Origin of the sequence: Oceanicella sp. SM1341 (genome assembly GCF_003448965.1) — a bacterium.
In the GTDB taxonomy this organism is placed as follows: Bacteria; Pseudomonadota; Alphaproteobacteria; order Rhodobacterales; family Rhodobacteraceae; genus Paroceanicella.
Genome location: NZ_QRGC01000004.1, coordinates 38,814 through 64,901, shown reverse-complemented (window position 1 = coordinate 64,901; position 26,088 = coordinate 38,814). Strand labels below are relative to the sequence as shown.

At 70.8% G+C, this 26,088-nt stretch carries 27 protein-coding genes; 15 read left to right on the top strand and 12 right to left on the bottom strand.

The annotated features are described in order from the left end of the window. Positions 1–13: 13 nt before the first annotated feature. The 9 genes from D3P35_RS05595 to D3P35_RS05555 form a co-directional block, all read right to left on the bottom strand. Positions 14–1,381, bottom strand: coding sequence for an amidohydrolase family protein (locus D3P35_RS05595; RefSeq protein ID WP_118133492.1), 1,368 nt, complete (start codon positions 1,379–1,381; stop codon positions 14–16). Continuing rightward, on the bottom strand, positions 1,378–2,154 hold the full coding sequence (locus D3P35_RS05590; RefSeq protein WP_118133491.1) for an ABC transporter permease: 777 nt from the start codon (positions 2,152–2,154) through the stop codon (positions 1,378–1,380). The genes D3P35_RS05595 and D3P35_RS05590 overlap by 4 nt, the downstream gene beginning before the upstream one ends. After that, positions 2,154–3,002, bottom strand: coding sequence for an ABC transporter permease (locus tag D3P35_RS05585; protein WP_118133490.1), 849 nt, complete (start codon positions 3,000–3,002; stop codon positions 2,154–2,156). Before D3P35_RS05585 ends, D3P35_RS05590 begins: the two co-directional genes overlap by 1 nt. Positions 3,003–3,172: 170 nt before the next feature. Next, on the bottom strand, positions 3,173–4,306 hold the full coding sequence (locus D3P35_RS05580) for an ABC transporter substrate-binding protein (RefSeq protein ID WP_118133489.1): 1,134 nt from the start codon (positions 4,304–4,306) through the stop codon (positions 3,173–3,175). A 31-nt stretch (positions 4,307–4,337) separates the two neighbouring features. Beyond that, the gene (locus D3P35_RS05575) at positions 4,338–5,408 is read right to left on the bottom strand and encodes an ABC transporter ATP-binding protein (RefSeq protein WP_232830395.1); all 1,071 of its coding nucleotides are present in this window, start codon (positions 5,406–5,408) and stop codon (positions 4,338–4,340) included. A 118-nt stretch (positions 5,409–5,526) separates the two neighbouring features. Continuing rightward, positions 5,527–6,651 carry an FAD-binding oxidoreductase gene (locus tag D3P35_RS05570; protein WP_118133487.1) on the bottom strand — a complete coding sequence of 375 codons (1,125 nt, stop codon included), beginning with the start codon at positions 6,649–6,651 and terminating at the stop codon, positions 5,527–5,529. Further along, positions 6,648–8,021: an NAD(P)/FAD-dependent oxidoreductase gene (locus D3P35_RS05565; protein WP_118133486.1), complete on the bottom strand. Its 1,374-nt coding sequence runs from the start codon at positions 8,019–8,021 to the stop codon at positions 6,648–6,650. The genes D3P35_RS05570 and D3P35_RS05565 overlap by 4 nt, the downstream gene beginning before the upstream one ends. Beyond that, a complete protein-coding gene (locus tag D3P35_RS05560; RefSeq protein WP_118133485.1) occupies positions 8,003–8,305 on the bottom strand; it encodes a (2Fe-2S)-binding protein in 303 nt (100 codons plus the stop codon). The genes D3P35_RS05565 and D3P35_RS05560 overlap by 19 nt, the downstream gene beginning before the upstream one ends. Positions 8,306–8,433: 128 nt before the next feature. Continuing rightward, positions 8,434–9,834, bottom strand: a complete 1,401-nt coding sequence (locus D3P35_RS05555; RefSeq protein ID WP_118133484.1) for a uracil-xanthine permease family protein — start codon at positions 9,832–9,834, stop codon at positions 8,434–8,436. Positions 9,835–10,241: 407 nt separating this feature from the next. On the opposite strand from D3P35_RS05555, the gene D3P35_RS05550 reads away from it, so the two are divergent. Next, on the top strand, positions 10,242–10,850 hold the full coding sequence (locus tag D3P35_RS05550; RefSeq protein WP_118133483.1) for a YitT family protein: 609 nt from the start codon (positions 10,242–10,244) through the stop codon (positions 10,848–10,850). 9 nt (positions 10,851–10,859) lie between these two features. Here D3P35_RS05550 and D3P35_RS05545 read toward each other — a convergent pair whose 3' ends face one another. Next, entirely contained in the window at positions 10,860–11,333 is a 474-nt protein-coding gene (locus D3P35_RS05545; protein WP_232830394.1) for a MarR family winged helix-turn-helix transcriptional regulator, read from the bottom strand. Between the two features lie 368 nt (positions 11,334–11,701). Between D3P35_RS05545 and D3P35_RS05540 the strand changes: the two genes are divergently transcribed. The 3 genes from D3P35_RS05540 to D3P35_RS05530 all read left to right on the top strand — a co-directional run bounded on the left by D3P35_RS05540 (position 11,702) and on the right by D3P35_RS05530 (position 14,298). Further along, positions 11,702–12,253: a TRAP transporter small permease subunit gene (locus tag D3P35_RS05540; RefSeq protein WP_118133482.1), complete on the top strand. Its 552-nt coding sequence runs from the start codon at positions 11,702–11,704 to the stop codon at positions 12,251–12,253. 6 nt (positions 12,254–12,259) lie between these two features. Further along, positions 12,260–13,651, top strand: a complete 1,392-nt coding sequence (locus D3P35_RS05535) for a TRAP transporter large permease subunit (protein WP_118133481.1) — start codon at positions 12,260–12,262, stop codon at positions 13,649–13,651. Positions 13,652–13,785: 134 nt separating this feature from the next. Further along, on the top strand, positions 13,786–14,298 hold the full coding sequence (locus D3P35_RS05530) for a hypothetical protein (RefSeq protein ID WP_118133480.1): 513 nt from the start codon (positions 13,786–13,788) through the stop codon (positions 14,296–14,298). Between the two features lie 90 nt (positions 14,299–14,388). On the opposite strand, the gene D3P35_RS05525 is transcribed toward D3P35_RS05530, so the two are convergent. Further along, a complete protein-coding gene (locus D3P35_RS05525; RefSeq protein ID WP_118133479.1) occupies positions 14,389–15,474 on the bottom strand; it encodes a TRAP transporter substrate-binding protein in 1,086 nt (361 codons plus the stop codon). 140 nt (positions 15,475–15,614) lie between these two features. Then, complete coding sequence (locus D3P35_RS05520) at positions 15,615–16,631, bottom strand: LacI family DNA-binding transcriptional regulator (RefSeq protein ID WP_118133478.1); 1,017 nt, start codon at positions 16,629–16,631, stop codon at positions 15,615–15,617. 124 nt (positions 16,632–16,755) lie between these two features. Between D3P35_RS05520 and D3P35_RS05515 the strand changes: the two genes are divergently transcribed. The 11 genes from D3P35_RS05515 (at position 16,756) to D3P35_RS05465 (ending at position 26,060) form a co-directional block, all read left to right on the top strand. After that, a complete protein-coding gene (locus D3P35_RS05515; RefSeq protein WP_118133477.1) occupies positions 16,756–17,760 on the top strand; it encodes a TRAP transporter substrate-binding protein in 1,005 nt (334 codons plus the stop codon). Then, positions 17,757–18,278 (top strand): TRAP transporter small permease, encoded by a 522-nt coding sequence (locus D3P35_RS05510; protein ID WP_118133476.1) that lies wholly within the window; start codon positions 17,757–17,759, stop codon positions 18,276–18,278. The genes D3P35_RS05515 and D3P35_RS05510 overlap by 4 nt, the downstream gene beginning before the upstream one ends. After that, the gene (locus tag D3P35_RS05505) at positions 18,275–19,552 is read left to right on the top strand and encodes a TRAP transporter large permease (RefSeq protein WP_118133475.1); all 1,278 of its coding nucleotides are present in this window, start codon (positions 18,275–18,277) and stop codon (positions 19,550–19,552) included. The genes D3P35_RS05510 and D3P35_RS05505 overlap by 4 nt, the downstream gene beginning before the upstream one ends. A 6-nt stretch (positions 19,553–19,558) precedes the next feature. Next, positions 19,559–20,098 (top strand): VOC family protein, encoded by a 540-nt coding sequence (locus D3P35_RS05500; RefSeq protein WP_118133474.1) that lies wholly within the window; start codon positions 19,559–19,561, stop codon positions 20,096–20,098. A 3-nt stretch (positions 20,099–20,101) separates the two neighbouring features. Continuing rightward, on the top strand, positions 20,102–21,361 hold the full coding sequence (locus D3P35_RS05495) for a RuBisCO large subunit C-terminal-like domain-containing protein (protein WP_118133473.1): 1,260 nt from the start codon (positions 20,102–20,104) through the stop codon (positions 21,359–21,361). Continuing rightward, entirely contained in the window at positions 21,358–22,605 is a 1,248-nt protein-coding gene (locus tag D3P35_RS05490) for a four-carbon acid sugar kinase family protein (RefSeq protein ID WP_118133472.1), read from the top strand. The genes D3P35_RS05495 and D3P35_RS05490 overlap by 4 nt, the downstream gene beginning before the upstream one ends. 105 nt (positions 22,606–22,710) lie before the next feature. Then, positions 22,711–23,484 (top strand): DUF4198 domain-containing protein, encoded by a 774-nt coding sequence (locus D3P35_RS05485; protein WP_118133471.1) that lies wholly within the window; start codon positions 22,711–22,713, stop codon positions 23,482–23,484. 11 nt (positions 23,485–23,495) lie between these two features. Continuing rightward, the gene (gene cbiM / locus D3P35_RS05480) at positions 23,496–24,113 is read left to right on the top strand and encodes a cobalt transporter CbiM (RefSeq protein ID WP_118133470.1); all 618 of its coding nucleotides are present in this window, start codon (positions 23,496–23,498) and stop codon (positions 24,111–24,113) included. Beyond that, on the top strand, positions 24,110–24,667 hold the full coding sequence (locus tag D3P35_RS05475) for a carboxypeptidase-like regulatory domain-containing protein (RefSeq protein WP_118133469.1): 558 nt from the start codon (positions 24,110–24,112) through the stop codon (positions 24,665–24,667). The genes cbiM and D3P35_RS05475 overlap by 4 nt, the downstream gene beginning before the upstream one ends. After that, positions 24,664–25,413 carry a cobalt ECF transporter T component CbiQ gene (cbiQ, locus tag D3P35_RS05470; RefSeq protein WP_118133468.1) on the top strand — a complete coding sequence of 250 codons (750 nt, stop codon included), beginning with the start codon at positions 24,664–24,666 and terminating at the stop codon, positions 25,411–25,413. The genes D3P35_RS05475 and cbiQ overlap by 4 nt, the downstream gene beginning before the upstream one ends. Continuing rightward, the gene (locus D3P35_RS05465) at positions 25,410–26,060 is read left to right on the top strand and encodes an energy-coupling factor ABC transporter ATP-binding protein (protein ID WP_118133467.1); all 651 of its coding nucleotides are present in this window, start codon (positions 25,410–25,412) and stop codon (positions 26,058–26,060) included. The genes cbiQ and D3P35_RS05465 overlap by 4 nt, the downstream gene beginning before the upstream one ends. The last annotated feature ends 28 nt before the right edge of the window (positions 26,061–26,088 follow it).

Below are 26,088 nucleotides of genomic sequence, written 5' to 3'. Positions count from 1 at the left end.
CCCTTGCCTGTTCTCAGACCGTGTCGCGCTGCGGCAGCGGTACGTCCTTTTCCTGCGCGGCGAAGCGCTCCCACATCGCGTCCGTGGCGGCCTGGGCCTCGTCCACGGCGGCGCGCTCGTCGACCGTGGTGAGGCGGCGGTCGCGCATCAGGAAGCGGCCGTCCACCATCGTGTCGGTGACCACGCCGGGGTGGCCGTAATGCACGAGGTTCGAGACCAGCGAGAGCCGCGGGTTCAGCGCCGGGGCGCCGAGGTCGAGGAAGGCGAGATCCGCCTTCGCCCCCACCGCGATGCGGCCGAGATCGTCGCGCCCCAGCGCCTTCGCGCCGTTGATCGTGGCGCAGTCGAAGGCCCGGCCGGGCTGCGGCGTGACCGAGCGCCCCCAGGCGCCGCGGTGCACGGTGAGGCCGAGCTTCATCGCCTGGAACATGTCCTCGGTCATGTTGTCGGTGCCGAAGGCGATGTTCACCCCGCTCTCGAGGATGGCGCGGATGGGCAGCTGGTGCGGCCCCTTCACCGACATCGAGGCCGGGGAATGGGCGAAATGCGTGCCGCTTTCGGCGAGGATTGCGACGTCTTCCTCGGTGCAGAAGGTCCAGTGCACGGCGAGCAGGTCATCGCCGAGGAAGCCTTCGCGGGCGAGGTATTCGGTGGAGGTGCAGCCGTGCAGGGCGCGCACCTGCGCCACCTCGGAGACGATCTGGCTGAGGTGCACCGTGCGGCGCAGGCCGTGGGCGCGGGCCATCTCCTTGAGCGTGGCCAGCATCCAGGGCGAGCAATTGTCCGGCGCATGGGCGGCGATCATCACCTGAACCCGGCCGTCCTCGGCGCCGTGGAAGCGCTCGATCAGGTCGCGGGTGCGGGCGAGGAAGGTCTCGCCCCAGTCGCGGTCGAAGCGGTAGGTGCCGCGGCCCACCTCGGTGGTCACCGCGTCGGCGCAGCTTTCGGCCAGCCACAGGCGCATGCCGGTGTCGATCATCGCGGGCGCGTAATCGGCCACGTGGCGCAGCGGGTCGACCATGGTGGTGGTGCCGCAGCGGATCGCCTCCACGCAGGCGAGCCGGGCGATGGCGGCGCGCTCATGCGGTTCCAGCAGGTAGCTCGCCGGCACCATGTACTGGTAGACGAGGTTGCCCTCGATGTCCTCCACCGTGCCGCGCAGCGCCAGCAGCACCGCGTGGGTATGGGCGTTGATGAAGCCGGGCGAGACGGCTTTCGTGGAGCACTCCACCGGCTCGAAGCTCTCGAAATCGCTGCCCTCGAGTGTCTCGGGCAGGGCGACGATCCGGTCACCCTCGATGGCGATATGGCCGGCGCGCAGCACCGGGCCGGTGCCGTCATGGGCAATGTAGCGCGCGTCGCGCAGCAGCAGGCGGGTCATGACTTGCGCAGCGCCCCCACCGCCATCAGCACCAGGGTGATAACCGTGAGCACGGTCGCCACCGCGGCGATGGTGGGGTCGATGTTGTCCTGGATGCCCTGCCAGATCATCTTCGGCAGGGTCTGCACGTTGCGCACGGTGATGAACAGCACGCCGACGATCTCGTCGAAGGACACGATGAAGGCGAAGATCGCGCCGGCCATCATGCCCGGCTTTGCCGCCGGCACCACCACCGAGATCACCGTGGTCCAGACCGAGGCGCCGAGCGAGCGCGCCGCCTGCGGGATGCGCCGATCAAGGTTTGCCAGTGCCGCGAAGACCGAGATGGAGACATAGGGCAGGGCCAGCAGCGTGTGGGCGAGGATCACGCCGGTATAGGTGTCGATCAGCCCGAGCTGCACCCAGAAGCGGTAGAAGCCGAGCGACTGCACCACCGGCGGCACCAGGATGGGGGTGATCAGGATCCAGCGCGCGATGGTCGACATCCGGTCGGAGAGGAACCAGCAGCCGATGGCGAAGGCGGTGCCCAGCACCGTGGCGCAGAGCGCCACGCCCACGCCGATGAACAGGCTGGTGCCCGTGGCCCAGAGCCACTCCGCCGAGGTGAAATAGTTGGTGTAATGCTGCATCGACAGCCCGTCCTGGGGCAGCGAGATGTAGCTCTTGTCGGTGAGCGAGACCGGGATCACCACCAGCATCGGCAGCAGCAGGAAGGCGAGGATCAGCCACGCACCCGTCTGCATGAAGATGCGGAAGAAGGAGCGGTTGTGCATCAGCCTCTCTCCAGGAAGGCGCGGCGCAGGTTCACGAAGCGCGCGGCGGCAAGGATCACCACGCCCGTGGCCACCAGCAGGGTGACGGAGAGCATCGTCCCGGTGCCCCACTTGAGGAACTCCTGGATCTGGTAGGTGATGTATTCGGAAATCATCAGCACGCGGCCGCCGCCCAGCAGCGCCGGGGTGATGTAGAAGCCGAGCGAGAGCACGAAGACCAGCAGCGCGGCCGAGAGCACGCCGGGCTTGGTCTGCGGGAAGTAGACCTGCCAGAAGGCGGTCCACTCGGAGGCGCCGAGGCCGCGGGCCGCGTTCACGAAGGAGCGGTCGATGCCCTTCATGTTGGCCATGATCGGCAGCACCGCGAAGGGCAGCATCACGTGCACCATGGCGATGAGCACGCCGAACTCGTTGTGCATCAGCCGCAGGGGCCGGTCGATCAGCCCCATGCCCATCAACGCGTCGTTCACCAGCCCCGAGCGGCCCAGCAGCACGATCCAGGAGAAGGAGCGGATGAGCACCGAGATCCAGAACGGCAGCAGCACGAGGGCCACCATCAGCCCCACGCCGCGCTTCGAGGCGTTGTAGATGGCGTAGGACACGATGTAGCCCAGCACCAGGCAGAACACGGTGGTGATCGCCGCCACCCGGAAGGTGATGATGAAGCTGGTCTGGATCGGCCGGCTTTCGGCGAGGAGGGCATAGTTGCCCAGGCCCGGCTCCGGCTCGGTGACCGAGATGCCGAGGATGTTCACCAGCGGCCAGATGTAGAAGATGATCATCACCGCCAGCGCGGGCAGGATCAGGAGCCAGTAGCGGTGGCGGTCGGTGAGCAGGCCGGGTGTCATGTGTCCCCTCCGGTGCGGCAGGGAGCGCGCCGCCCCCGCCCCCGCGCCCCGGCGCCCCGGGCTTGACCCGGGGCCTCGAAGCTCCCCGCGCATCCCCCGGCGGAGGCCGGGAGGCCCCGGGTCAGGCCCGGGGCGGCGGAGGAAGGGCCGGTCGGCGGCGCGCGCCGGTATCAGTTGATCAGCGCGTCGACGTAGAGTTCCTCGGCGGCGATCTGGTTCTTGGCGTACCACTCGTCGTTGTAGAGGATCTGCGTCGCGAGGTTCTCGGGCGAGGACGGGTTCCAGGGCTTCAGCGCGTCCGGCACCAGCGGCGAGGCCGCGGGGTTTGCCGGGCCGGAGCCGATGAGCTCGAGCCATTTCACCTGCAGCTCGGGGTCCTGCGCGAAGGCGATGAACTTCATCGCTTCCTCGGTGCCGGCCGGGTTGTCGTTCGGCACCACCCAGACACCGGGCGACAGCACGCCGCCGTTGAACGTGACGGTGAAGCTGCCCTCTTCCATCTCGTCCTTCAGCAGGTGGGCGCGGGTCGACCAGATGTTGCCCATCGACACCTCTTCCTGCAGGAACAGGTTCTGGCTGTCCGAGCCCGAGCCCCAGACGATGATGTTCTCGCGCAGCTGGCGGAACTTGTCGATCGCGGCGTCGATGCCGTCCTGGGTGCCGAGCGCCTCGTAGACGTCCTCGGGCGCCACGCCCATCGCCATGGTGGCGCTCTCGAGCATGCCGCGCACCGACTTGCGGAAGGTGCGCATGCCGGGGAAGTCCTTCACGTTCCACACGTCGGCCCAGGTCTGCGGGGTGTTGCCGCCCAGCATCTTCGGATTCGACGCCAGCACGTAGGAGTAGACGTAGTTGCCCACGCCGTATTCCCAGGTGGCGCCCTCGATGACCTTGGACTTGTCGACCACGTTGTAGTCGATCGGCTGGATCACGCCCTGCTGGCCGAGGATGATGGCCGAGCCCGGGCCGCTGTCGCACACGTCCCAGACCACGGCGCCGCTCTCGACCATGGCGCGGATCTTGCCGGCCGAGGGGCCGGAGCCGTCGATCACCACCGGCACGCCGGTCTCGGCGGTGTAGGTGTCGCCGAGGACTTCCTTGATGATGTCGGCGGCGGTGCCGCCCCAGTTCACGATGACCAGCTCGCTGGCCTGGGCCATCGCGCCCTTGCCCATCATCGGCAGCACGCCGAGCGCGCCGAGCGCGGCGATGAAGCCGCGGCGGGTCAGCCGGCCTTCGCGGTAGCGGTGCGCGGCAACCTCGACGAGGTCCCTGCGGAATTCGTGATCGACGGAATCAGTCATCGGAAAGCTCCTTGTTGAAGGCTGGTGTTCTTCACGCGTCCTCGAGGAACACGCAGGCGTCGCTGTCCCAGCCGAAAGAGACGCCGAGTCCGGGCTCGGGGGTGATCCCGGCCTTCCAGGTCGGGCAGGAGACGAGGATCTCGCCCAGGCCCGGGTGGGTGACGATGACATGCGCGCGCTCGCCCAGGTAGGAGAGCTGGCGCACCTGGCCGGTGAAGGCCTCCGCGCCCGGCGCGCCGATGCGCACCCGCTCGGGGCGCAGGGCGAGCTTGCGGCGGCTGCCGGTGGCCGGTGCCGCGGCGGAGGCCACGGTGAAGCTCTCGCCCCCCGCAGCGCACTGCACCGCGCCGGGGGCGCCGCCGGTCACCTCGGCCTCGATGAAGTTCGACTTGCCGAGGAAATCGGCCACGAAGGGGGTGCGCGGCGCGTTGTAGAGCTCGCCCGGGCCGCCGATCTGCTGGATCGAGCCGTCCTTCAGGATCACGATCCGGTCGGACATCGACAGCGCCTCGTCCTGGTCGTGCGTGACGTAGATGAAGGTGACGCCGAGCTGGCGGTGCAGGTCCTTCAGCTCCCACTGCAGGTCGGCGCGCAGCTTCTTGTCGAGCGCGGAGAGCGGCTCGTCGAGCAGCAGCACCGAGGGGCGGAACGACAGCGCCCGCGCCAGCGCCACGCGCTGCTGCTGCCCGCCGGAGAGCTGGCTGGGCAGGCGGTCGGCGTATTTCTCCATCTGCACCAGGGCGAGGCACTCGGCCACGCGGGTGTTGATGTCGGAGGAGTTCCACTTCCGCACCTTCAGCGGGAAGGCGATGTTGCCGGCCACGGTCATGTTCGGGAACAGCGCGTAGCCCTGGAACACCATGCCGAAGTTGCGCTTGTCCGGCGTCTGGCCGGTGATGTCGGTGCCGCGCAGCGACAGCGAGCCGGAATCGAGCTCGGTGAAGCCCGCGATGGCGGTGAGCAGCGTGGTCTTGCCGGAGCCGGAGGGGCCCAGCAGGGTGAGGAACTCGCCGTCGCCGATCTCGAGCGAGACGTCGTCGAGCGCCCGCACCGGGCCGTAGCGTTTCACCGCATTGCGGACCGAGAGGACGGAATTGGACATGTCGGTGGTCATCCCCACTGGTTTCGGAACTGGGCCGGGCGGCGGCCTTCGCATACGATTTCACCACGCGATGGCGCTACACGGAAATTAAAAAGTGCCCCCGAGGAATAATCTGCCATTATGGCATGGGAGCGGCGAAGCGGGCGATGGAGAAGGGCTCCAGCGGCACGTCGGTGCGCCCGGTGTCGATGATCTCGGCCAGCACGTCGCCCACGCCGGGGCCGAGCTGGAAGCCGTGGCCGCAGAAGCCGAAGGCATAGTGCAGGCCGGGCACGCGGGCGCTGGGGCCGATCACCGGCAGGTGGTCGGGCAGGTAGCTCTCCACTCCCGCCCAGGTGCGGATGATGCGGGCATGCCGCGTGCCGGGCAGGAAGCGCTGCAGCTCGCGCAGCTGGAGCAGCAGGTTCGACGGTACGGCCTTCGCGCGGCCATCGACGATGGCGCCGCGCCGGCCGCCGCCGAACACCACGTTGCCGCGCTCCACCTGGCGGATGTAGAGCCCCTCCTCCTGGATCTCGGTGGAGATGCCGATCACCGGGGTGATGCGGTGGGGCAGCGGCTCGGTCACCGCCATCTGCGGCGCGTGCAGCTCCAGCGGCACCGGCTCGCCGAGGGCGGCGGAGAGGCGGTCGGCCCAGCCGCCCGCGGTCACCACCGCCACGGGGGCGCTGAGGCGCTGCCCGTCGGCGGTCTCGGCCTCGAAGCCGGTGCTGCCATGCGTGAGCGAGACGATCTCGGTGCCCTCGAACACCTGCGCGCCCGCCCGCGCCGCCGCGCGCCCGAAGGCAGGCGCAACGAGGCGGGGATTCGCCTGCCCGTCATGCGGCGAATAGGAGCCGATGGTGACCTCCGGCCCGAAGAAGGGGAAGCGGCTGCGCAGCATGTTGGGGGTGAGCAGTTCCAGCTCCAGCCCCAGCGGGCGCGCGGCCTCGGCGTAGTCGGTGAGGCGCTGCACCCCGGCGGCATCGCGGGCGATGCGCACATGGCCGGTGACGGTGAACTCGCAATCCTCGCCCACCAGCTCGGGCAGCCGGCCCCAGAGCGCGCGGGAGCGATGCGCGAGCGGGAGCTGGCCGAGGAAGCGGCCCTGGCGGCGGACGTTGCCGAAGTTCACCCCGCTCGCCTGCTGGCCGATGAGCGCGCGCTCGACCAGCGCCACGGAGATCCCGCGCCGGCGCAGGAAGAAGGCGGTGGCCGCCCCCATGATCCCGCCGCCCACCACGAGCACGTCGGTGCGGATCATGCCGCGCCCTCCGGCGTGGCGGCGACGGGCAGGGGCTTCACCGGGGCCTGGCCGCGGATGCGCCCGACCTCGTCCAGCCCGCAGCCCGCGGCGGCGGCGATCAGCTCGGCCCCCGCCACGCCGCAGAACCGGCCCTGGCAGCGGCCCATGCCGAGCCGGCTCAACGCCTTGGCGCGGTTGATCTCTTTCGCCCCCTTGCCGGTGACGGCGGCGCGGATCTCGCCGGCGGTGATCGCCTCGCAGCGGCAGATCATCGTCTCGTCGGGGAGGGCTGCGGCCTGCGCGGCGGGCCAGGGGAAGGCGGTGACGAGGCCGCGGCGGAAACGGTCCATCCGGGCGATCTCGCGGCGCAGCCGGGCCTGCTCGGCAGCCGATACCGGGCGGCCCATGTCCTGCAGTGCGGCGAGGGCGGCGAGGCGACCCGCGGCTTCCGCCCCGTCGGCGCCGAGCAGGCGCGCGCCGTCACCCGCGAGGTAGACGCGGGGCACGGAGCTGCGCCCGTCCGGGTCGATCTCGGGCAGCCAGAGCCGGGTCTCGGGGTCGAGCCGCAGGGCGCAGCCGGCGAGATCGGCGAGCTGCGTCTCAGGGCGCAGGTGCCAGCCGAGGGCCACCGCCTCGGCCGCGATGTGATGCTCGGCGCCGCGCGCATCGCGCCAGCTGATGCCATCCGCCTCGCCGCTGCCGGTGATGCGGGTGAGGGTGACGCCCTGGTGCACGGGCACGCCGGCGCGCAGCAGTTTTGCCCGCAGCACGAGCCCCTTGGCGAGCACGGCGGGGCGCGCCATCAGCCCGGGCAGGGCGCGGATCTGGGCGGATTTCGGCGCGGTGTCGAGCACGGCGGCCACCTCGGCCCCGGCCTTCACGTATTGCGCGGCGACGAGGTAGAGCAGCGGGCCGGAGCCGGCGAAGACCACCCGCCGGCCGATGCCGCAGCCCTGGGCCTTGAGCGCGATCTGGGCGGCGCCGAGGCTCCATGCCCCGGCCTGGTCCCAGCCGGGCACGGGCATCAGCCGGTCGGTGGCGCCGGTGGCGAGCAGCAGCGCGTCATAGGGAAATTCGAGCGCGGTGGCGCCCTTTGCGGCGTGAACCACCCCGTCCCAGATCGCCCAGGCGAGGGTTTCGGGGTGGTAGTCGACCTGCGCCTTCAGCGCGTCGAACGCCTCGTGCACGGCGGTGGCGCGGCCGGCCTCGGTGCCGTAGAGCGCGGCGGCGGAGCGGGTGAAGCCCGGCGGCGGGCGGCGGTAGATCTGGCCGCCGGCGCGGGGGGCCTCGTCGATCACCACCGGCCGCAGGCCGGCGGCGACAAGGGTCTGGGCGGCGCGCACCCCGGCGGGGCCGGCGCCGAGCACGATCACGCGAGGGTCGGCCACGTATCCTCCGGGGTGTCGATGCGGATGTCCATGCCGGGGCTGAGCGGCGTGGTGCAGGCGCGGATGCGGCTGCCGTCGGCGAGGCGCACCCAGCAGTCCTGGCAGGCGCCCATCATGCAGAAGCCGGCGCGCGGAGTGCCGCCGAATTCCTCGCGGCGCAGGTGCCCCCGGGCGGTGAGCAGGGCCACCATCACGGTATCGCCCTCGCAGCCCTCGGCGGCAATGCCGTCCACGGTGAAGGCCACGGGCGGGCGGCCGGTCTCGGCCAGTCTGGTGAACGCCATGATCTCGCCATCCTTTCGCGGCGGAGCATGGCGCGGGGGAAAGCACGGCGCAAATATATTGTGCCGTGCTTTCGATAAGTCGAAGTTATGCGCTCGGGTCCGGCTCGGGCCCCGGCTCGGGCCCCGATTCAGGCGTCATTGCGATGCCCGGCGAGGCCGCCGGAGACCTCCTCGGTCTGGTCCGCCGTCACCGGGTCGGGCAGCACGAGGTTGAGGACGATGGCGATGAGGGCCGCGGGCAGCAGGCCCGAGGTCATCAGCACCTGTGCGGTCTGGGGCAGGTGCTGCACCGCGCCGGGCTCGAGCTGCAGGCCGAGGCCCACGGAGAGGGCGACCGCGAAGATCACCATGTTGCGGCGGTTCCAGTCGACATCGGCGAGCATGGAGATGCCGGCGGCCACCACCATGCCGAACATCACGATCACGCCGCCGCCCAGCACCTCGATGGGCACGGTGGAGATGGCCGCGCCGATCTTGGGCACCAGCCCGCAGAGGATGAGGAAGATCGCCCCGCAGGTGACGACATGGCGGCTCATCACGCCGGTCATGGCGATGAGGCCCACGTTCTGGCTGAACGAGGTGTTGGGCAGGGCGCCGAACACGCCCGCCACCGCCGAGCCCAGCCCGTCGGCGAAGGTGGCGCCGGAGATCTCGCGGTCGGTCGCCTCGCGCCCCGCGCCGCCCTTGGTGATGCCCGAGACATCGCCCACCGTCTCGATGGCGGAGATGAAACCCATCAGCGCGAAGCCGATCACCGCCGCGAGGCTGAACTCGAAGCCGAAGTGGAAGGGCGTGGGCAGGGTGAACCAGGCCGCCCGGCCCACGGAGGCGAAATCGACCATGCCGAAGGCCCAGGCCACCACGTAGCCGGCGAGAAGCCCGATCAGCACCGAGGCGATGGACATCATGCCATGGGTGAAGAACTTCAGCCCCAGCGTGACGAAGAGCACCACCAGCGCCACGGTCCAGTTCTGCGCGGAGCCGTATTCCGGCGTGCCGATGGCCGGCACCCCGCCCGCGGCATACTGGATGCCGACGCGCACCAGCGCGAGCCCGATCATCGTGACCACGAGCCCGGTCACCAGCGGCGGCAGGGCGAAGCGGATGCGCCCGATCACCGTGCCGAGCGAGGCGTGGAACAGCCCGCCCACCACCACGCCGCAGGTGAGGGCGGCCATCGCCTCCACCCCCTTGCCGGCCACGAGCGGGATCATGATCGGCAGGAAGGCGAAGCTGGTGCCCTGCACGATGGGCAGCCGCGCCCCCACCGGGCCGAAGCCGATGGTCTGGAACAGCGTGGCGATGCCGGCGAAGAGCATCGACATCTGGATCATGTAGACGAGATCGCCCACGCCGGGCGTGCCGAAGCCGAAACCCGCGGCGCCGGCGACGATGATCGCCGGGGTGACGTTGCTCACGAACATCGCCAGCACGTGCTGGATGCCCAGCGGCACCGCGCGGGCGAGCGGGGGTGTGTAATCGGGGTCGGCAAGCTGTGCGGGGGTGCCGAGCGTGTCCTGGAATGCCATTTCCCTGTCTCTCCTTCGCTGCTGCGGCCGATGTCCCGGAGGCTTCCGGGCCCAGGGCCGGGATGCGGTTTCGCCTCGCCCGGAAGTCACGTGCCGCGCGCGGGCCGGGGAAGAAAAGAAACGGCCGGGCGGAGCGCGGATCGAGTTGGGGTCCGCATCTCAGTAATGCATTGCACAATATTTGCAGGATTTTCGCGGGAGGGTCGCCTGTCAAGCAAAATGCCCGAGAAGGGCTGAGGTTTAAACCCGCGGGGGCCGTGAGGCAGGGGCCGCGGGCACTGTGCCCGGCCGGGAAGGATGGCTGGTGCCCCGGGCGGTGGTGCGGTGCAAAAAAGCGGGTGAACCCGCGGCCCGGGAGCGGTAGAGTCGGGGAGCAAGACAGCATTCCCCTGCGCCGGATCCCCGCGATGCCCGACATGACCGCCCCCCGCCATTCCCCCCTCGAAAACGCCCAGGGCCTCACGGCAGGCATGGTGCTCACCTCGCTCGGCGTGAGCTTCATCGGCCAGGCCGGGCTGCTGACCGGGCAGACCGCGGGGGTGGCGTTTCTCATCGCCTATGCCACGGGGTGGAGCTTCGGGCCGGTGTTCTTCGTGGTGAACCTGCCGTTCTACTGGTTCGCGCTGCGCCAGATGGGGCGCGGCTTCACCCTGCGCACGCTGGGCTGCGTGGCGGGGGTGTCGCTGCTCACCACCATCGCGCCGCAGGTGGTGCCGCTGGGGCAGGTGCCGCCGCTGGCCGCGGCGCTGCTCGGGGGCTGCGTGGCCGGCGTGGGGCTGCTGGCGCTGTTCCGGCATGGCGCCAGCCTCGGCGGCGTGGGCATCATGGCGGTCTACCTGCAGGACCGGCACGGCATCCGCGCCGGCTGGGTGCAGATGGCGGTCGACCTCAGCGTGCTGGTGCTCGCCTTCCTCGTGGTGCCGCCGGTCTCGGTGCTGATGTCCATCGCGGGCGCTGTCGTGATGAACCTCATCCTCGCCTTCAACCACCGGCGCGACCGCTACGTGGCGATCTGAGAGCGCGGCTCAGCGCGGCGGCAGCGGCAGGTCGAGCAGCCGGTGCAGGTGGTCGCGCAGGATGCGGCGCAGGGCGATGAAATCCTCCTCCGGCATCTCGTCGAAGGCGCCGGCCTCCAGCTCGTCGGCGATCACGTCGCAGGCCTCGAGCAGCCGCGCGCCCTCGGGGCGCAGGTAGGTGAGCAGGATGCGCCGGTTCTCCGGCAGCTCGCGCCGCTCGATCAGCCCGCGCTTCTCCAGCCCGGTGACGATCTCGTTCATCGTCTGCGGGGTGACGAAGAAGCGGCGCGCCAGATCGGCCGAGGAGATGCCGTCTCGCGCCCGCACGATGGCGAGCACGGTGTACTGGTTGCCGGTCACCCGATGGTCGCGCAGCCGGGTTTCCAGCACCGTGCGGATGGACTGGTTCACCTGGTTGAGGAGATACATCGTGCGCGGCCGCAGGGCGGCGCGGTCGGTCTTCTGCTCGGGTTCCGCTGCCATGCGCCGGGTTCACCTCCTTCGGGGCCAGGGGAGGAGAGTGAACCAGCAGCGCCCCGGCCCTTGCAAGCTGCAAAAGCCCTCGATGCGCGACGGCGGGCGGATATTCGCATATATGGCTGTAATGCTGACCTTTTCGGAGGGTTCGGGCCGCTGTTTCGCCGGTTTCGGGGCCGATTCTTGCGGCGCGGCAGGGATTCGCCAAGATTCCGGTTGCATCGAGGGGGCCGGGGCGGCAAGGGAAAGGCCCGTGCGACGGAGCGTCAACCGCCCGTCGCCGAACCCGTTGCAGCCCGGTGCGGGGCAGCGGCGCGGCACGTCACACACGCGAAGCGGCCCCGCGGGCCGAACTGAGGAAGGCCGGCCCCGGCATGTCTGCTCTTGTTGCTCTCGTCCGACTGATCAGCGGCCTGAACCGCCTGGTCGGCTCCGTCTTTGCCTGGCTGTCGCTGGGCATCGTGGTGGTCTGCTTCGCCGTGGTGGTGCAGCGCTACCTGTTCTCCACCAGCTACGTTTGGATGCAGGACCTCTACATCTGGCTCAACGGCGCGATGTTCACCGCCGTCGCCGGCTTCGCGCTGATGCGCGACGACCATGTGCGCGTCGATGTCTTCTACCGCAAGGCGCCGATCCGGCGGAAGGCGGCGATCGACCTGTTCGGCGTCATCGTCTTCCTGCTGCCCTACTGCTACGTGGTGGCCTTCTATGCCTGGCCCTTCGTGGCGCGGGCCTGGCGCTATGGCGAGGGCTCGGCGAACTACGGCGGCATGCCCGGGCTCTACGTGCTCAAGGCCTTCATCATCGCCTTCGCGGCTCTTGTCGCCCTGCAGGGGCTCGCCATGGCCGGGCGCAGCATCCTCGTGCTCTCCGGGCGCGAGGCAGACCTGCCCGAACGGCTGCGCTACAAATCTGGCCAGGAGTAACCTCCGATGGATACGGTTCTGATCGGCGAGGTTCTCGCCGGTGTCATGTTCTTCGGCATCATCGGGGTGCTGATGCTGGGCTTTCCGGTGGCCTTCACGCTCGCCGGGGTCTCGCTCATCTTCGGTCTGGTGGGGCTGGGCTTCGGGGTGTTCGACCCCTCAAACCTCTCCTCCCTCGCGCCGCGCTACACCGGCTTCATGACCAACGAGGTGCTGGTGGCGGTGCCGCTGTTCATCTTCATGGGCGTGATGCTGGAGCGCTCGAAGATCGCCGAGCAGCTTCTGCTCACCATGGGCAAGCTCTTCGGCAACATGCGCGGCGGCCTGGGCGCCTCGGTGATCCTGGTGGGTGCGCTGCTCGCCGCCTCCACCGGCGTGGTGGGCGCCACGGTGGTCACCATGGGTCTCATCTCGCTTCCGGCAATGACCAGAGCGGGTTACGACCCGAAGCTCGCCTGCGGTGTCATCTGCGCCTCGGGCACGCTGGGCCAGATCATCCCGCCCTCCACCGTGCTGATCTTCATGGGCGACATGCTCTCGGGCATCAACGCGCAGGTGCAGATGGCCAAGGGCAACTTCGCCCCCACGCCGGTCTCGGTGGGCGACCTCTTCGCCGGCGCCTTCCTGCCCGGGCTGATGCTGGTGGGGCTCTACCTCGCCTGGATCTTCATCAAGGCGATCATCGACCCCGAGAGCTGCCCGGCCACCCCGGTGCCGCCCGAGCAGAAGAAGCACCTCGCCCGCGAGGTGGTGACCGCGCTGGTGCCGCCGCTGCTGCTGATCATCGCCGTGCTGGGCTCGATCCTGGGCGGCATCGCCACGCCGACGGAGGCCGCCTCCGTGGGGGCGGTGGGAGCGACCATCCTCGCCGCCGCGCGCTGGCGCCTCTCGCTCTCGGTGCTGCGCGACGTCGCGGTGTCGGCGGCGAGCATCACCTCGATGGTGTTCATCATCCTGTTCGGCGCCTCGGTGTTCTCCATCGTCTTCCGGCTGATGGGCGGCGACAACCTGGTGCACGAGCTGCTCTCCGGCCTGCCGGGCGGTGTCACCGGCGCGCTGATCTCGGTGATGCTGGTGATGTTCCTGCTCGGCTTCATCCTCGACACGTTCGAGATCATCTTCATCGTGATCCCGATCACCGCGCCGGTGCTGTTCGACCTCGGGGTCGACCCGGTGTGGCTGGGCATCCTCGTGGGGGTGAACCTGCAGATGAGCTTCCTCACGCCGCCCTTCGGCTTCGCGCTGTTCTACCTGCGCGGCGTGGCGCCGGGCGCGATCTCGACCTCGATGATCTACCGCGGCGTGGTGCCCTTCGTGGGCATCCAGATCCTGGCCATCGCGCTGCTGTTCATCTTCCCCGGCATCGCCACCTGGCTGCCCGCGGCCATCTACCGCTGAGCGCGCCGGCGCGGGCCGACGGCGCCGGTCACGCCGCGCCGGGGGGCGGAACCTTCCCCCCGGCGCGGCGTTTCTCCTTCAGTCAGGGAGGCGAGCGGCCCGCCGGGGCCCCCTCCCGCAACGGGAGAGAAACGATGCCGCTCCACAGGACCGTCCTGCGCGCAGCCCCCCTTGCCGCGCTCGCGCTTGTCGCCGCCGCCCCCTTCGCCGCCGCACAGCAGACCGTGACACCGCAGCAGCGGCAGGCCTGCGTGGCCGCCGCCTCGCGCGAGTACGACACCGCCGTGGGCGACATTGCCGTCACCGGCGCCGAGCTGGGGCCAAACGGTGGCGCCATGGTGCACATGTCGGTGCGCGGCGAGCTGGCCCATTGCCGGGTGAGCGCCCGCGACCAGGTGCGCGAGCTGAAGAGCTTCGGCACCGACGCGCGCTCCAAGCCGGCGCCGAACGACCGCGCCACCAGCCACACCCAGGAGCAGGCCTGCGTGGCCGCCGTGTCGCGCAACCGTGGCATCCCGGTGGGGCAGGTGGAAATGGTCTCCTCGCGCCCCGGCAACGGGCAGACCGATGTCGTCACCCTCAACGCCGGCGGTGCGCGGGCGAACTGCTGGGTGACCCGGGACGGGCGTGTTGCCGAGATCCGCTGACGGTCAGGCCGCAGCCGCCCGGCACGGGCGCAGCAAAAAGGCCCGGTGGGATGCCACCGGGCCTTTCGCCTGTCCGCGCGGGAGTGCCGCTCAGATCTGGTAGTACTTCTGGCGCGCCTCGAGATAGGGCACCTCGGTGCCTTCCGTGCGCGAGCGCAGCAGCGCGAGGGCGGAGAGGAAGCTCTCGGCCGTCTTCTTGGTGAGCTCGTCACCGCTGTCGCGCAGCTCGGTCATGATCTCGGCCGCGGCCTTGGCGCCGGCCTCGTAGACCTCGTCGGGGAAGGGGCGCACGATCACGCCGTGGTCGTCGACCAGGGTCTTCAGCGCGCGGGGGTCGTTCGCGTACATGTCGGCGGAGACATTGTCGTATTCCGCCTGGCAGCAATCCCGCACGATGGCCTGCAGGTCTTCGGGCAGGGCCTGGAACTTCTCCTTGCTCACCACGCATTCGGTGGCGAGGCCGGGCTCGTTGAAGCTCGGCATGTAGTAGTTCTTGGCGACCTGGTAGAAGCCGAGGGCGAGGTCGTTGTAGGGGCCCACGAACTCCGCCGCGTCGAGCGTGCCGGACTGCAGCGCCTGGAAGATCTCGCCGGCGGCCATGTTGGTGACCGTGACGCCCATCTTCTCCCACACGCGGCCGCCGAGGCCGGGGGTGCGGAAGCGCAGGCCCTGCAGGTCCTCGAGGCTGGTGATCTCGTTGCGGAACCAGCCGCCGGCCTGGGTGCCGGTGTTGCCCGAGGGGAAGGCCTGCACGCCGAACTGGTCGTAGACCTCGTCCCAGATCTCCTGCCCGCCCATGAAGCGCATCCAGGCGCCGTATTCCTGCGCCGTCATGCCGTAGGGCACGCCGGTGAAGAAGTTGAGCGCGGCGCTCTTGTTCTGCCAGTAGTAGGCGGCGGCGTGGCACATCTCGGCCGAACCGTCGATCACCGCGTCGAGCGACTGCAGCGGCGGCACCAGCTCGCCCGCGGAGTAGAGCTGCACGGTGAGCCGGCCGCCCGAGGCGGCGGTGATGCGGTCCGCGAGGCGCTGCGCGCCGACGCCCAGACCGGGAAAGTTCTTCGGCCAGGTCGTGACCATGCGCCAGGTCTCGTTGCCCTGGGAAATGGCGGGCGTCGCAAGGGCTGCCGCTGCGCCGCCGATGCCAGCGGTGCGGATGAATGAACGCCGGTCCATGATGATCTCCTCCTGACGTGATCGTTTCTTGGTATTTCGGCTGGGGTCCCGTTTATCAGCTTGCGCGCGGGGTGCCAGCCAAATTTTCGTTTGTTGCGGCGCACATAGCCGAAAAATTGCAAAAATTTCCCCAGGCCCGGTCAGTCGAGGTTTTCGCGCAGCATGATGAGCATCGGCAGCACCGGCACCGGCAGCTCCTCGCCCGCCAGCGCGCGCAGGGCGGTGGTGATCACCGCCTCCGGGTTCTGGCTGATGCAGGCGTCCATGGTCTCGTCGAGCAGGGCGGCGCGGGTGTCGGGGGTCAGCGCGTGGCCGATGAACAGGATGCGCCGGCCGCTCTCGCGCAGGGCGCGGGCGATGCCATCCGACGAGCCGCCGACATTGTAGATCCCCACCAGGTCGGGGTTGCGGGCGATGAGCTCGCGGGCGTGGTGGTAGTTCTCGTCGCGGTCGTCATGGCCCTCGCGCGTGCCGGTGAGGCGCATGCCCGGCATCATCTCGTCGAGGATGGAGAGGAAGCCGATCTCGCGCTCGCCATGCGCGTGGTAGGCGCGGGTGGCGGCGATGAGCGCCACCGAGCCGGTGCGCCCCGCCGCGAAGCGCGCCATCAGGTAGCCCGCGGTGCGGCCCACCTGGCGGTTTTCCAGCCCGATATAGGCGTGGCGGCGGGCGTTTGGCACGTCCGAGACCAGGGTGACCACGCGCTTGCCGAGGTCGACGAGGTGGTCGGCCGCGGCGCGCACCAGCGGGTGGTCCACCGCCATGAAGGCCACGCCGTCGGAGCGCTCGCCGTGGCGGCGCAGCGCCTCGGCCATGGCGGCGGGGTTGAAGCTCTCCTCGAAATGGCAGCGGATGCGCGGGCTGCCGGGGGCGGGCTGGGCGGCGATCTCGCGCAGCCGCGCGCCGAGCAGGCGCAGGTAGGGGTTTCCGCCGCGCGGCAGCAGGAAGGTGTATTGCGCCGCCTCCGGCTGGTGCATGCGCGCCACGTCGGCGCCCGAGAGATAGCCCAGCTCCGCCGCCGCCGCGAGCACCCGCTCCACCGTGCGCGAGCGCACGCCGGGCCGGCGGTTCAGCACCCGGTCGACCGTGGCGCGCGACACGCCGGCGCGGGCGGCGACATCCTCGATCAGCGGGCGCGGGGCAGGGCCATCCTTCATGCGGTACCTCAAAAAGCCTCATAATCTACGTTTTGACGCATCAGGGGGAATGGCGCACAAACAGGGGGCACACGTCAAGAAAAAGGCGCATCGCGCTCAAAAAGCATCAAGGGAGGAGATAGGAATGTCATTTTCACTCACGCGGCGCGTCCTGCTGGGCGCGGGGTTCGCTGCGGCACTGGCCGGACTGGGCGCTGGCGCCTCGGCCCAGACCGTGCTGCGCTACGGCCATAACAACTCGCCCGACAGCGTGGTGGGCCAGCAGGCCGACTGGCTGGCCGAGGAGATCGCGAAGAACACCAATGGCTCGGTGGAGGTGGAGGTCTATCCCGCCTCGCAGCTGGGCAAGCTGCAGGAGCTGGCGGAGGCCGTGTCGCTGGGCACGGTGGCGCTGTCGCACAACACCGCCGGGGCCTATTCCACCCTCTACGAGCCGCTCGGCGCGCTCGACACCCCCTATCTCTACCGCGACGTCGACCACCTGATGAAGGTGATGGACGTGGACGGGCCGGTGATGACCGGGCTCAACGAGGGGCTGATCGCCTCCGCCGGGGTGCGGGTGCTCTACGCCTTCTACTTCGGCGCGCGCCAGCTCACCGCCAACGAGGCGTTCCGGTCGCCCTCCGAGCTTGCCGGCGAGAAGATCCGCGCCGTGCCCTTCCCGATCTACCTCACCGCGGTCGAGGGGCTGGGCGCGGCCCCGGTGCCGGTCGACTGGTCGGAGGTGCCCACGGCGCTCGCCACCGGCGTGGTGGCGGGGCAGGAGAACCCGGTCAACATCATCCTGTCGAACAAGCTCTTCGACGTGCAGTCCCACCTGATGCTCACCGGGCACATCGCCTCGGCCGAGCTGGTGGTGATCAACGAGGATGTCTGGCAGTCGCTCACCGAGGAGGAGCGCGAGGGCATCCGCGCCGCCGCCAGCACCGTGCGCGATCGCGCCACCGCCGCGGTGCGCGACAAGGAGGCCGAGCAGATCGAGGAGCTGAAGGCCGCCGGCATGACCGTGATCGGCCCGGAGGAGGGGCTCGACATCGAGGCCTTCCGCGCCTCGGTCCAGGCCCTCGTGCACGAGCGCTTCGACGAGAAATACGGCGATCTCTACGCCCAGATCGACGCGGTGAAATGATGCTCGGGCGCGGTGTCTTCCGGCTGCTCGGCGCGGTGAGCACGGCGGGGCTCTGGGCGGGCATGGCCCTGCTCCTCGCCATCACCGGGCTGATCGTGCTGCAGGTGCTGGCGCGCAACCTCCTCGACCTGGGCCTGCCCTGGGCCGACGAGGGGGCGCGGTTCTGCGGCATCGCGCTCGTCTATCTCTGCGTGCCGTATCTCGCGCTGCGCGGCCGGCATATCGCGGTGGACCTGGTCTCGGCCCGGCTCACCGGCGGCTGGCGGCGCGGGGTGCTGGCGCTCACCGAACTGGCGGTGCTCGGCTTTGCCGGCATCGTGCTGCACGGCTTCTCCGCCTTCCTGGAACGGGCGGCGAAATTCGCCACGCCGGCGATGGGGATGCCGAATTCGATATTCTATGCCCCGGCCGTGGCGGGGTTCGTCCTCCTCGGCCTCATCGCGCTGGCGCGGCTCGTGACGCTGCTCGCCGGCGGTGAGGTCGACGAGGCGGGAGAGGGCTTCGAGGGCCGGGTATGACACTGATGCTTCTGGGCCTGTTCCTGGGCCTCCTGGTGATGGGCGCGCCGGTGGCGGTGTGCCTTGGCCTCTCGGCCGCGGCCACGATCCTCGCCTTCGGCCAGCCGGTGGCGGTGATGGCGCAGCGGTTGCAGAACGCGCTCGACAGCGGGCCGCTCCTCGCCGTGCCGCTGTTCATCTTCGCCGCCAGCCTGCTGAACGCGACCGGGGTGACTACCCATCTGTTCGATCTCATCCGCATGCTGGTGGGCCGGCTGCGCGGCGGCGTGGCGCAGGTGAGCGTGCTGGTGAGCCTGATCTTCTCCGGCATCTCCGGCGCGGCGCTGGCCGATATCGGCGCGCTCGGCGGCATCCAGATCCGCCAGATGGCCGAGCAGGGCTACCGGCGCGAGTTTGCCGCCGGCATCACCATGGCGGCCGCCACCATCGGCCCGATCTTCCCGCCCTCGATCCCGATCATCATCTACGCCGCCGCGGCCAATGTCTCGGCCGTGAAGCTGCTGCTCGCGGGCGTGGTGCCGGCGCTGATCATCACCGTGTTCCTGATGCTGCAGATCGCCATCATCGGCCGGATCTCCGACCTGCCGCGCGACACGATCCGCCCCACGAGGCGCGACATCGCCCGCAAGGCCGGCATCTCGGCGCCCGCTCTGCTCGCGCCGGTGCTGCTGATCGGCGGGCTGATGAGCGGGCTGTTCGGGCCCACGGAAGTGGCGGGCATCACCGTGGCCTACGCGCTCTTCGTCGGCATCTTCATCTACCGCGCGCTGAGCGTGAAGGCCTTCCTCGCCTCCGCGCGCGAGACGGTGGAGAGCACCGCCAACGTGCTGTTCATCGTCTCGGCCGCCGCCCTCTTCGCCTGGGTGCTCACCGTGGCGCGCGCGCCGGCGGAGGTGTCGGCCTTCCTGCTGGGGCTGAGCGACAACCCCCTCGTGCTGCTGCTCATCGTCAACGTGATCCTGCTGGTGGTGGGCATGGTGCTCGAGAGCATCGCCGCCATCCTGATCATCGCGCCCATCGTGGCGCCGGCGCTCACCATGGCGGGGGTCGACCCGCTGCAGCTCGGCATCGTCTTCGTGCTCAACCTGATGATCGGGCTGCTCACGCCCCCGGTGGGCATGAGCCTCTACATGGTCTCGATCATCGCGAAGATGCCGCTGCACCGGGTGATCGCCGGGGTGGTGCCCTTCCTGATCCCGCTTTTCCTGTCGCTTCTGGTGGTCACGCTGTTTCCCGGCCTCTCCACCTGGCTTCCCAACCTACTCATCAAGTGAGGCGCCATGAGCACCATTTTCGGTGAAATCCGCCAGCTCGGCTATGTGGTCGAGGATATCGAGGCCGCGATGGCGCACTGGAGCGCCGAGCTCGGCGTGGGCCCGTGGTTCTACAACCCGAAAGTGCCGATCGAGGACTACCGCTACGACGGCAAGCCCTACGAGGTGCACAATTCGGTGGCGCTGGCCAATTCCGGCTTCATCCAGGTGGAGCTGATCGAGACCCGCAACGACGCCCCCTCCATGTACCGCGACTTCCAGGCGGCCGGAAACCTCGGCCTCCAGCATGTCGCCTACTGGACCCAGAGCTTCGACGCCGATCTGGCCCGGGCCGAGAAGGCCGGCTTCGAGGTGAAGATGAGCGGCTGCGTGGGGGCGAACGGGCGCTTCGTCTACTTCTCGAAGGAGGCGCATCCCGGCACGGTCATCGAGCTTTCCGAGGTGATGGGCCCCAAGGGGCGCATGTTCGATCTGATCCGCGAGGCCTCCACCGGCTGGGACGGCTCAGAGCCCGTCCGCCCCTTCCCGGACCTCTCGAGGATCTGAACCATGCTCGAAGCGCAATACCTCGTCGAGACCCCGCTCGACCCCGCCCGCGTCGCCGAGATCATGGCCGGCGAGCAGAGCTGCGGCACCTTCGTGCGCGTGGAGGGCGAGAGCGACGACCTGCGCGCCCGCGCCGCCGCCCGCGTGCTCTCGGTGGAGGAGCTGGCCCCGGCCGAGCGGCCCTCGCTCTCCTCCTCCTATCTCGACCGCAAGGGATTGGGCGCGCCCTGGCGCCGCGCGCGGGTGCGCGTGGCCTTCCCGGAGGCAAATTTCGGCGTGAACTTGCCGACCATGGCCGCCACCGTGGCCGGAAACCTGTTCGATCTCGGCGAGGTGACCGGCCTGCGGCTGGAGCGGCTCTTGGTGCCGGCCGACATCCGGGCCGACTACCCGCGCCCGCTGGTCGGCGTCGCGGGCACCCGCGCCTCCACCGGGGTGCAGGGCCGGCCGCTCTTCGGCACCATCATCAAGCCCAACGTGGGCCTGCGCACGCCTGAGCTGGTGGCACTGGTGGAGCGGCTCTGCGACGCCGGGCTCGACTTCATCAAGGATGACGAGACCTGCGCAAACCCGCGCCACGCCCCGCTGGCCGAGCGCGTGCCCGCCATCATGGAGGTGATCCGCCGCCACCGCGAGCGCACCGGCCGCCAGGTGATGATGGCCTTCAACGTGACCGACGAGACCGACGCCATGCGCCGCCACGCCGACCTCATCGAAGCCGAGGGCGGCACCTCGGCCATGGTGAGCCTCAACTGGGTCGGCCTCTCCTCGGTCGAGAGCCTGCGCCGCTCCACGCCGCTCGCCATCCACGGCCACCGCAACGGCTTCGGCGGCTTCGGCCGCCACCCGGCCATCGGCATGGCCTTCCCGGCCTACCAGGCGCTCTACCGGCTCGCCGGCGTCGACCACATGCATGTGCACGGCATCGGCGGCAAGTTCTCCGACGATCCGGCCGAGGTGGCCGAGGGCGCGCGGCTCTGCCTCGCGCCGCTCGCGCCCGGGGCAGATGACCCGGTGATGCCGGCCTTCTCCTCCGGCCAGTGGGCGGGCACGCTGGCGGCCACCCATGCCGCGGCACAGTCGCGCGACTTCCTGTTCATGGCCGGCGGCGGCATCCTCGCCCACCCTTCCGGCGCCGAGGCCGGGGTGCGCGCGCTGCTCGACGCCTGGGAGGCGGTGCGCGACGGCGTGGGCCTGGAAGAGGCCGCGCGCGACAGCCGCCCGCTCGCCGAGGCGCTCGAGTTCTTCGGGGCGCGCACGTGAGCACCGACCTCGCCTTCATCGCCGACGATTTCACCGGCGCCTCCGACACGCTGGGCGTGCTCGGCCGGGCGGGGCACAAGGTGCGCCTGCATCTCGACCTGCCGGGCCCGGGCTATGACGGCATCGCCGGTGTCGCCACCGCGCTGCGCTCGGTCGGGCCGGACGAGATCCGCGCCGAGATCACCCGGCTCGCCTCCGGCCTGATCGCGCGGGGCGCGCGGGTGCTGCACTACAAGGTGTGCTCCACCTTCGATTCGAGCCCGGAGATCGGCTCCATCGGCGCTGCGGCGGAGGGATTTCGCGACGCGTTCCGCCATGCCGGGGCAGGGGAGCCCTTCATCGCCGTGGTGGGCGGCCAGCCGGGTCTGGGGCGCTACTGCCACCACGGCACGCTCTTCGCCGCCACCGCCGACGGCGCCGTGCACCGGATCGACCGCCACCCGATCATGTCCCGCCACCCGGTGACACCGATGGCCGAGGCCGACCTGCGGCTGCATCTCGCCGCCCAGGGCCTCGACGGGCTCACCCTGATCGACGAGCGTGACCTTGCCACGGCGCCGCTCAAAACCCTCGCCACTGCAAGGGCTTCCGGCGCGCGCCGCTTCCTCTTCGACCTCGGCCGCAACGACGACCTGCCGGCGCTGCGCGCAGCCCTCGAGGCGCTGGCCGCCGAAGCGCCGCTGGTCTGCATCGGCCCGAGCAGCGTGATGGAGGCCCTGCGCCCGCCGCGCGCCGCCCCGCCCGTGCCCGCGCCCGGCCCCCGCGCGCGCCCCGTGCTGCTCTTCGCCGGCTCGCGCTCGCCGCTCACCGATGCGCAGGTGGAGGCCGCCTCGCGCTTCCGCCTCGTGCCGGTCTCGCCCGAGGCGCTCTGTGCCGGTGGCGCGGCGGCGGCCTCCGAGGCGGCGGCGGCACTGGGGCAGGGCGAGAACGTGCTGCTGCGCCTCACCGCCGAAAGCGGTCATGGCCACAGCGGCGCGGAGATCGCCGCCGCCTCGGCCCGGCTGGTGACCGCCCTGTGCGAGACCGGTGCCGCCGGCGCGCTCGCCATCGCAGGCGGCGACACCTCGAGCCTCGCGATGCGCGCGCTCGCCCCGGACGCGATCGAATACGTCTGCGATGTCGACCCCGGCGTGGCGCTCTGCCGCGCCACCGGGAGCGGGCCGGCCGCCGGTCTGCCGCTCATCCTCAAGGGCGGGCAGATGGGCCGGCCCGATCTCTTCGACAGGCTGGTGGACGCGATGTAGCGCCCGCGCGGGCATCGGCGGTTGACACGAGTCGCCGGCTTGGTATGAACTTTCTTGAAAGTTGTCATACCGGGCCGCGGCCCGGTGAGCCGTACCGGAGCCCGCATGACCCCCCGACTGCCCGCAGCCCTCGCCGCGATCCTGCTCACCGCCGCCCCGGCCGCCGCCCATTTCCAGGAGCTGCTGCCCTCGGCCGACGTGCTGCCGGAGGGCGGCGCGCTGAGCCTCGCGCTGCGCTTCACCCATCCGGTGGAGGGCGGCCCGCAGATGGAGATGGCGCGCCCGCAGAGCTTCGGCATGTGGCAGGGCGGCGCCGATCACGACCTTCTGCCTGCTCTCACGGAAGTTGAGGAAGGCGGCACAACTGCCTGGAGTGCCGAGGTTTCCCTGCCGGAGCCGGGAGCGGCCATCTTCCATGTCAGCCCCGCGCCCTACTGGGAGCCGGCGGAGGGCAAGTTCATCGTGCACTACACCAAGGTGGTGGTGGATTCCTGGGCCTCCGGCGAGGGCTGGGACGAACTGGTCGGCCTGCCGGTGGAGATCGCCCCGCTGGTGCGGCCCACCGGGCTCTGGGCGGGCAACATCTTCCGCGGCGTGGTGCTGCGTGACGGCGCGCCGCTGCCTGGCGCCGAGATCGAGGTCGAGTTCGTCAACGACGGCCGCTACGACATCCCCAACGACGCCTTCGTCACGCAGGTCATCAAGGCCGACGCGAACGGCAGCTTCGCCTATGCCATGCCGTTTCCCGGCTGGTGGGGCTTCGCGGCGCTCACCGAAGGGCCGCTGCAGCTCGAGGCACCGGACGGCACCATGGCCCCGGTCGAGGAGGGCGGCCTGATCTGGGTGAAGGCCACCGCCCCCGCCCCCGCGGCCGACTGAGGGCGCGCGGGATGGCGCATATCCCCGACGGATTGCTGTCGCTGCCGGTGCTGGCGGCGGGCGGGGTGATCGCCGCCGCCGGCATCGGCATCGGCCTGCGCCATCTCGACGAGGCGCGGCTTGCGCGCGGGGCCATCCTCTCGGCGGTGTTCTTCGCCGCCTCGCTCGTGTCGGTGCCGGTCGGGCCGTCGAGCGTGCACCTGCTGCTCACGGCGCTGATGGGGCTGGTGCTGGGGCCGGCCATCTTCCCCGCGGTCTTCGTGGCGCTGGTGCTGCAGGTGCTGATGTTCGGCTTCGGCGGGCTCAGCACGCTGGGGGTGAACACGGTGAACATCGCGCTGCCCGGCGCGCTTGCGGGCCTCGCGCTGCGCCCGCTGGTCGACCGCGCCGGGCCCGGTGCGGCCGGGGTGATGGCAGGCGGCGCCGCGGCCCTCGCCACGGCGATGACCGCGGGGGGCGTGGCGCTGGCGCTGGCGCTCTCCTCCTCGGCCTACGTGCCCTCGGCGCGCGTGCTGGGCCTCACCTACCTGCCGCTGATGCTGGGCGAGGCGCTGGTGACCGGCTTTGCCGTCGCCTTCCTGAAGCGCGTGCGGCCCGAGACCTTCCGGCCGCGCGGGGCCACGGCATGAGGCGGGGCACGCTGCTCGCCGGCCTCGCGCTGGCGCTCGCGCTCGCCGGCCCGGCGGCGGCGCACCGGCTGAAGCTCTTCGCCGCGGTGGAGGGCGACACGGTGTCGGGCTACGGGTTCTTCATCGGCGGCGGCCGGCCGCGCGGCGCCGAGGTGACGCTGTTCAACGGCGAAGGCGCGCCGCTCGCGCAGGTGCGCACGGCGGAAGACGGCAGTTTCGCGCTCGGCCCGGTGGCGCCCGGAGCCCATGCGCTGGTGATCGACGCGGGCGACGGCCATGTCGCCCGGCTCGCCCTAGGGGCGGAGCGGTTCGAGGCCGCGGCGGCGGTGGCCACGCCTGAAAGTGACGAGAGGCAAGACCAGGCCGCCTTCGAGGCCCGGCTGGTGAAGGCGGTCGACCTCGCGGTGGAGCGGCAGATGCGCCCGCTGCTGGAGGCCCAGGCCGAGGCGGAATCACGCATACGCTTCAATGACATAATGGGCGGAGTTGGCATGATCGTCGGGCTTGCGGGCATCGGCCTCTGGGCCATGTCGCGCCGGGGAGGCCGCCCGTGAGCCTGATCGAGGGCATCGGTGCCGCACGGCGGAGGCCGGACGCGCGGGCGGCCTGCCTCGCGGCCGTGCTCCTCGTGGGCGGGATGATCTGCCTGCGCGGGCTGCCTGCGTTGGGGCTTGGCTTCGCGCTGGCGCTCGGGCTGTGCCTGCTGGCTGTGCCGGGCCGGGGGCGCGTGCTGCGCCGGCTGCTGCATCTCGAGGGGTTCATGGCGGTGCTGCTGGTGCTGCTGCCGCTCACGGTTCCGGGCACGGCTGTGCTCTCGCTCGGGCCGCTTGCGCTCAGCGCCGAGGGGCTGGAGCTTGCCGCCGCGATCATGCTGCGCGCCGCGGCTGCCATGCTCTGTGTCTTCGCGCTGCTCGACCCGTATGAGCCTTCCGAGCTGGCCGCGGCGCTCGGCCGCCTGGGCCTGCCGCGCGGGCTGGTGCGGCTGATGGAGCTGGTGCCGCGCTACGTGCACCTGTTCCGCGCCGAGTTCCGCCGGCTCGACGAGGCGATGCGGGCACGCGGCTTTGCCCCGCGGCTCTCGCTGCACGGATTTCGCAGCTACGGCAACATGATGGGCATGCTTCTTGTCCGCGCCTTCGAGCGGGCGGAGCGGGTGGAGGACGCGATGCGCTGCCGCGGCTGGACCGGCGAGGCCCCGCGCGGCCCCGCGCTGCCGCCGCTGGCGGCGCGCGAGCTGGCGCTGCCGCTTGCCGCCGCCTTGGCCGCCCTGGCGCTGGTGGCGCTGGACCGGCTGGCATGAGCGCCGCGCCGCTGCTGGCGCTCGACGCCGTCACCGTGCTGCGTGACGCGCGCCCGGTGCTGCGCGAGGTGAGCTTCAGCCTCGCGCCCGGAGAGCGGCTGGCTGTCACGGGGGGCAACGGCGCCGGCAAGTCGACGCTGCTGCGCACCCTCGTGGGGCTGGAGCGGCCGGCCTCAGGCCGGGTGATCGCCTTCGGCGCCGAGCGCCGCGACGAGGCCGGCTTCCGCGAGGTGCGCCGCCGCGCGGGCCTGCTGTTCCAGGACGCGGACGACCAGCTCTTCTCGCCAACGGTGCTGGAGGACGTGGCCTTCGGCCCGCTCAACCTCGGGCTGCCGCGCCGCGAGGCCGAGGCGGTGGCGCGCCGGCGGCTCGAGGCCTTCGGCATCGGTGCGCTGGCCGGCCGGCTCACGCACCGGCTTTCGGGCGGCGAGAAACGGCTGGTGGCGCTGGCCGCGGTGCTGGCGATGGACCCCGAGGTGCTGTTGCTCGACGAGCCTACCAACGCGCTCGACGAACAGCATGCCACACGGATGACCGAATTGCTCGAGGGCCTCGGCTGCGCGATGATCCTCGTGTCGCATGATGCCGGCCTGGTGGACCGCCTCGCGACCCGGCGCCTGCGGCTGCAGGATGGGTGCCTGAGCTGAAAGGAAAGGCATGATAAAGGCGTGCGGC

Coding starts and splice junctions, on each gene's coding strand:
- D3P35_RS05595 (WP_118133492.1), bottom strand. CDS start 1,381: ATGACCCGCCTGCTGCTGCGCGACGCGCGCTACATTGCCCATGACGGC.
- D3P35_RS05590 (WP_118133491.1), bottom strand. CDS start 2,154: ATGCACAACCGCTCCTTCTTCCGCATCTTCATGCAGACGGGTGCGTGG.
- D3P35_RS05585 (WP_118133490.1), bottom strand. CDS start 3,002: ATGACACCCGGCCTGCTCACCGACCGCCACCGCTACTGGCTCCTGATC.
- D3P35_RS05580 (WP_118133489.1), bottom strand. CDS start 4,306: ATGACTGATTCCGTCGATCACGAATTCCGCAGGGACCTCGTCGAGGTT.
- D3P35_RS05575 (WP_232830395.1), bottom strand. CDS start 5,408: ATGTCCAATTCCGTCCTCTCGGTCCGCAATGCGGTGAAACGCTACGGC.
- D3P35_RS05570 (WP_118133487.1), bottom strand. CDS start 6,651: ATGATCCGCACCGACGTGCTCGTGGTGGGCGGCGGGATCATGGGGGCG.
- D3P35_RS05560 (WP_118133485.1), bottom strand. CDS start 8,305: ATGGCGTTCACCAGACTGGCCGAGACCGGCCGCCCGCCCGTGGCCTTC.
- D3P35_RS05555 (WP_118133484.1), bottom strand. CDS start 9,834: ATGGCATTCCAGGACACGCTCGGCACCCCCGCACAGCTTGCCGACCCC.
- D3P35_RS05550 (WP_118133483.1), top strand. CDS start 10,242: ATGCCCGACATGACCGCCCCCCGCCATTCCCCCCTCGAAAACGCCCAG.
- D3P35_RS05545 (WP_232830394.1), bottom strand. CDS start 11,333: ATGGCAGCGGAACCCGAGCAGAAGACCGACCGCGCCGCCCTGCGGCCG.
- D3P35_RS05540 (WP_118133482.1), top strand. CDS start 11,702: ATGTCTGCTCTTGTTGCTCTCGTCCGACTGATCAGCGGCCTGAACCGC.
- D3P35_RS05535 (WP_118133481.1), top strand. CDS start 12,260: ATGGATACGGTTCTGATCGGCGAGGTTCTCGCCGGTGTCATGTTCTTC.
- D3P35_RS05530 (WP_118133480.1), top strand. CDS start 13,786: ATGCCGCTCCACAGGACCGTCCTGCGCGCAGCCCCCCTTGCCGCGCTC.
- D3P35_RS05525 (WP_118133479.1), bottom strand. CDS start 15,474: ATGGACCGGCGTTCATTCATCCGCACCGCTGGCATCGGCGGCGCAGCG.
- D3P35_RS05520 (WP_118133478.1), bottom strand. CDS start 16,631: ATGAAGGATGGCCCTGCCCCGCGCCCGCTGATCGAGGATGTCGCCGCC.
- D3P35_RS05515 (WP_118133477.1), top strand. CDS start 16,756: ATGTCATTTTCACTCACGCGGCGCGTCCTGCTGGGCGCGGGGTTCGCT.
- D3P35_RS05510 (WP_118133476.1), top strand. CDS start 17,757: ATGATGCTCGGGCGCGGTGTCTTCCGGCTGCTCGGCGCGGTGAGCACG.
- D3P35_RS05505 (WP_118133475.1), top strand. CDS start 18,275: ATGACACTGATGCTTCTGGGCCTGTTCCTGGGCCTCCTGGTGATGGGC.
- D3P35_RS05500 (WP_118133474.1), top strand. CDS start 19,559: ATGAGCACCATTTTCGGTGAAATCCGCCAGCTCGGCTATGTGGTCGAG.
- D3P35_RS05495 (WP_118133473.1), top strand. CDS start 20,102: ATGCTCGAAGCGCAATACCTCGTCGAGACCCCGCTCGACCCCGCCCGC.
- D3P35_RS05485 (WP_118133471.1), top strand. CDS start 22,711: ATGACCCCCCGACTGCCCGCAGCCCTCGCCGCGATCCTGCTCACCGCC.
- cbiM (WP_118133470.1), top strand. CDS start 23,496: ATGGCGCATATCCCCGACGGATTGCTGTCGCTGCCGGTGCTGGCGGCG.
- D3P35_RS05475 (WP_118133469.1), top strand. CDS start 24,110: ATGAGGCGGGGCACGCTGCTCGCCGGCCTCGCGCTGGCGCTCGCGCTC.
- D3P35_RS05465 (WP_118133467.1), top strand. CDS start 25,410: ATGAGCGCCGCGCCGCTGCTGGCGCTCGACGCCGTCACCGTGCTGCGT.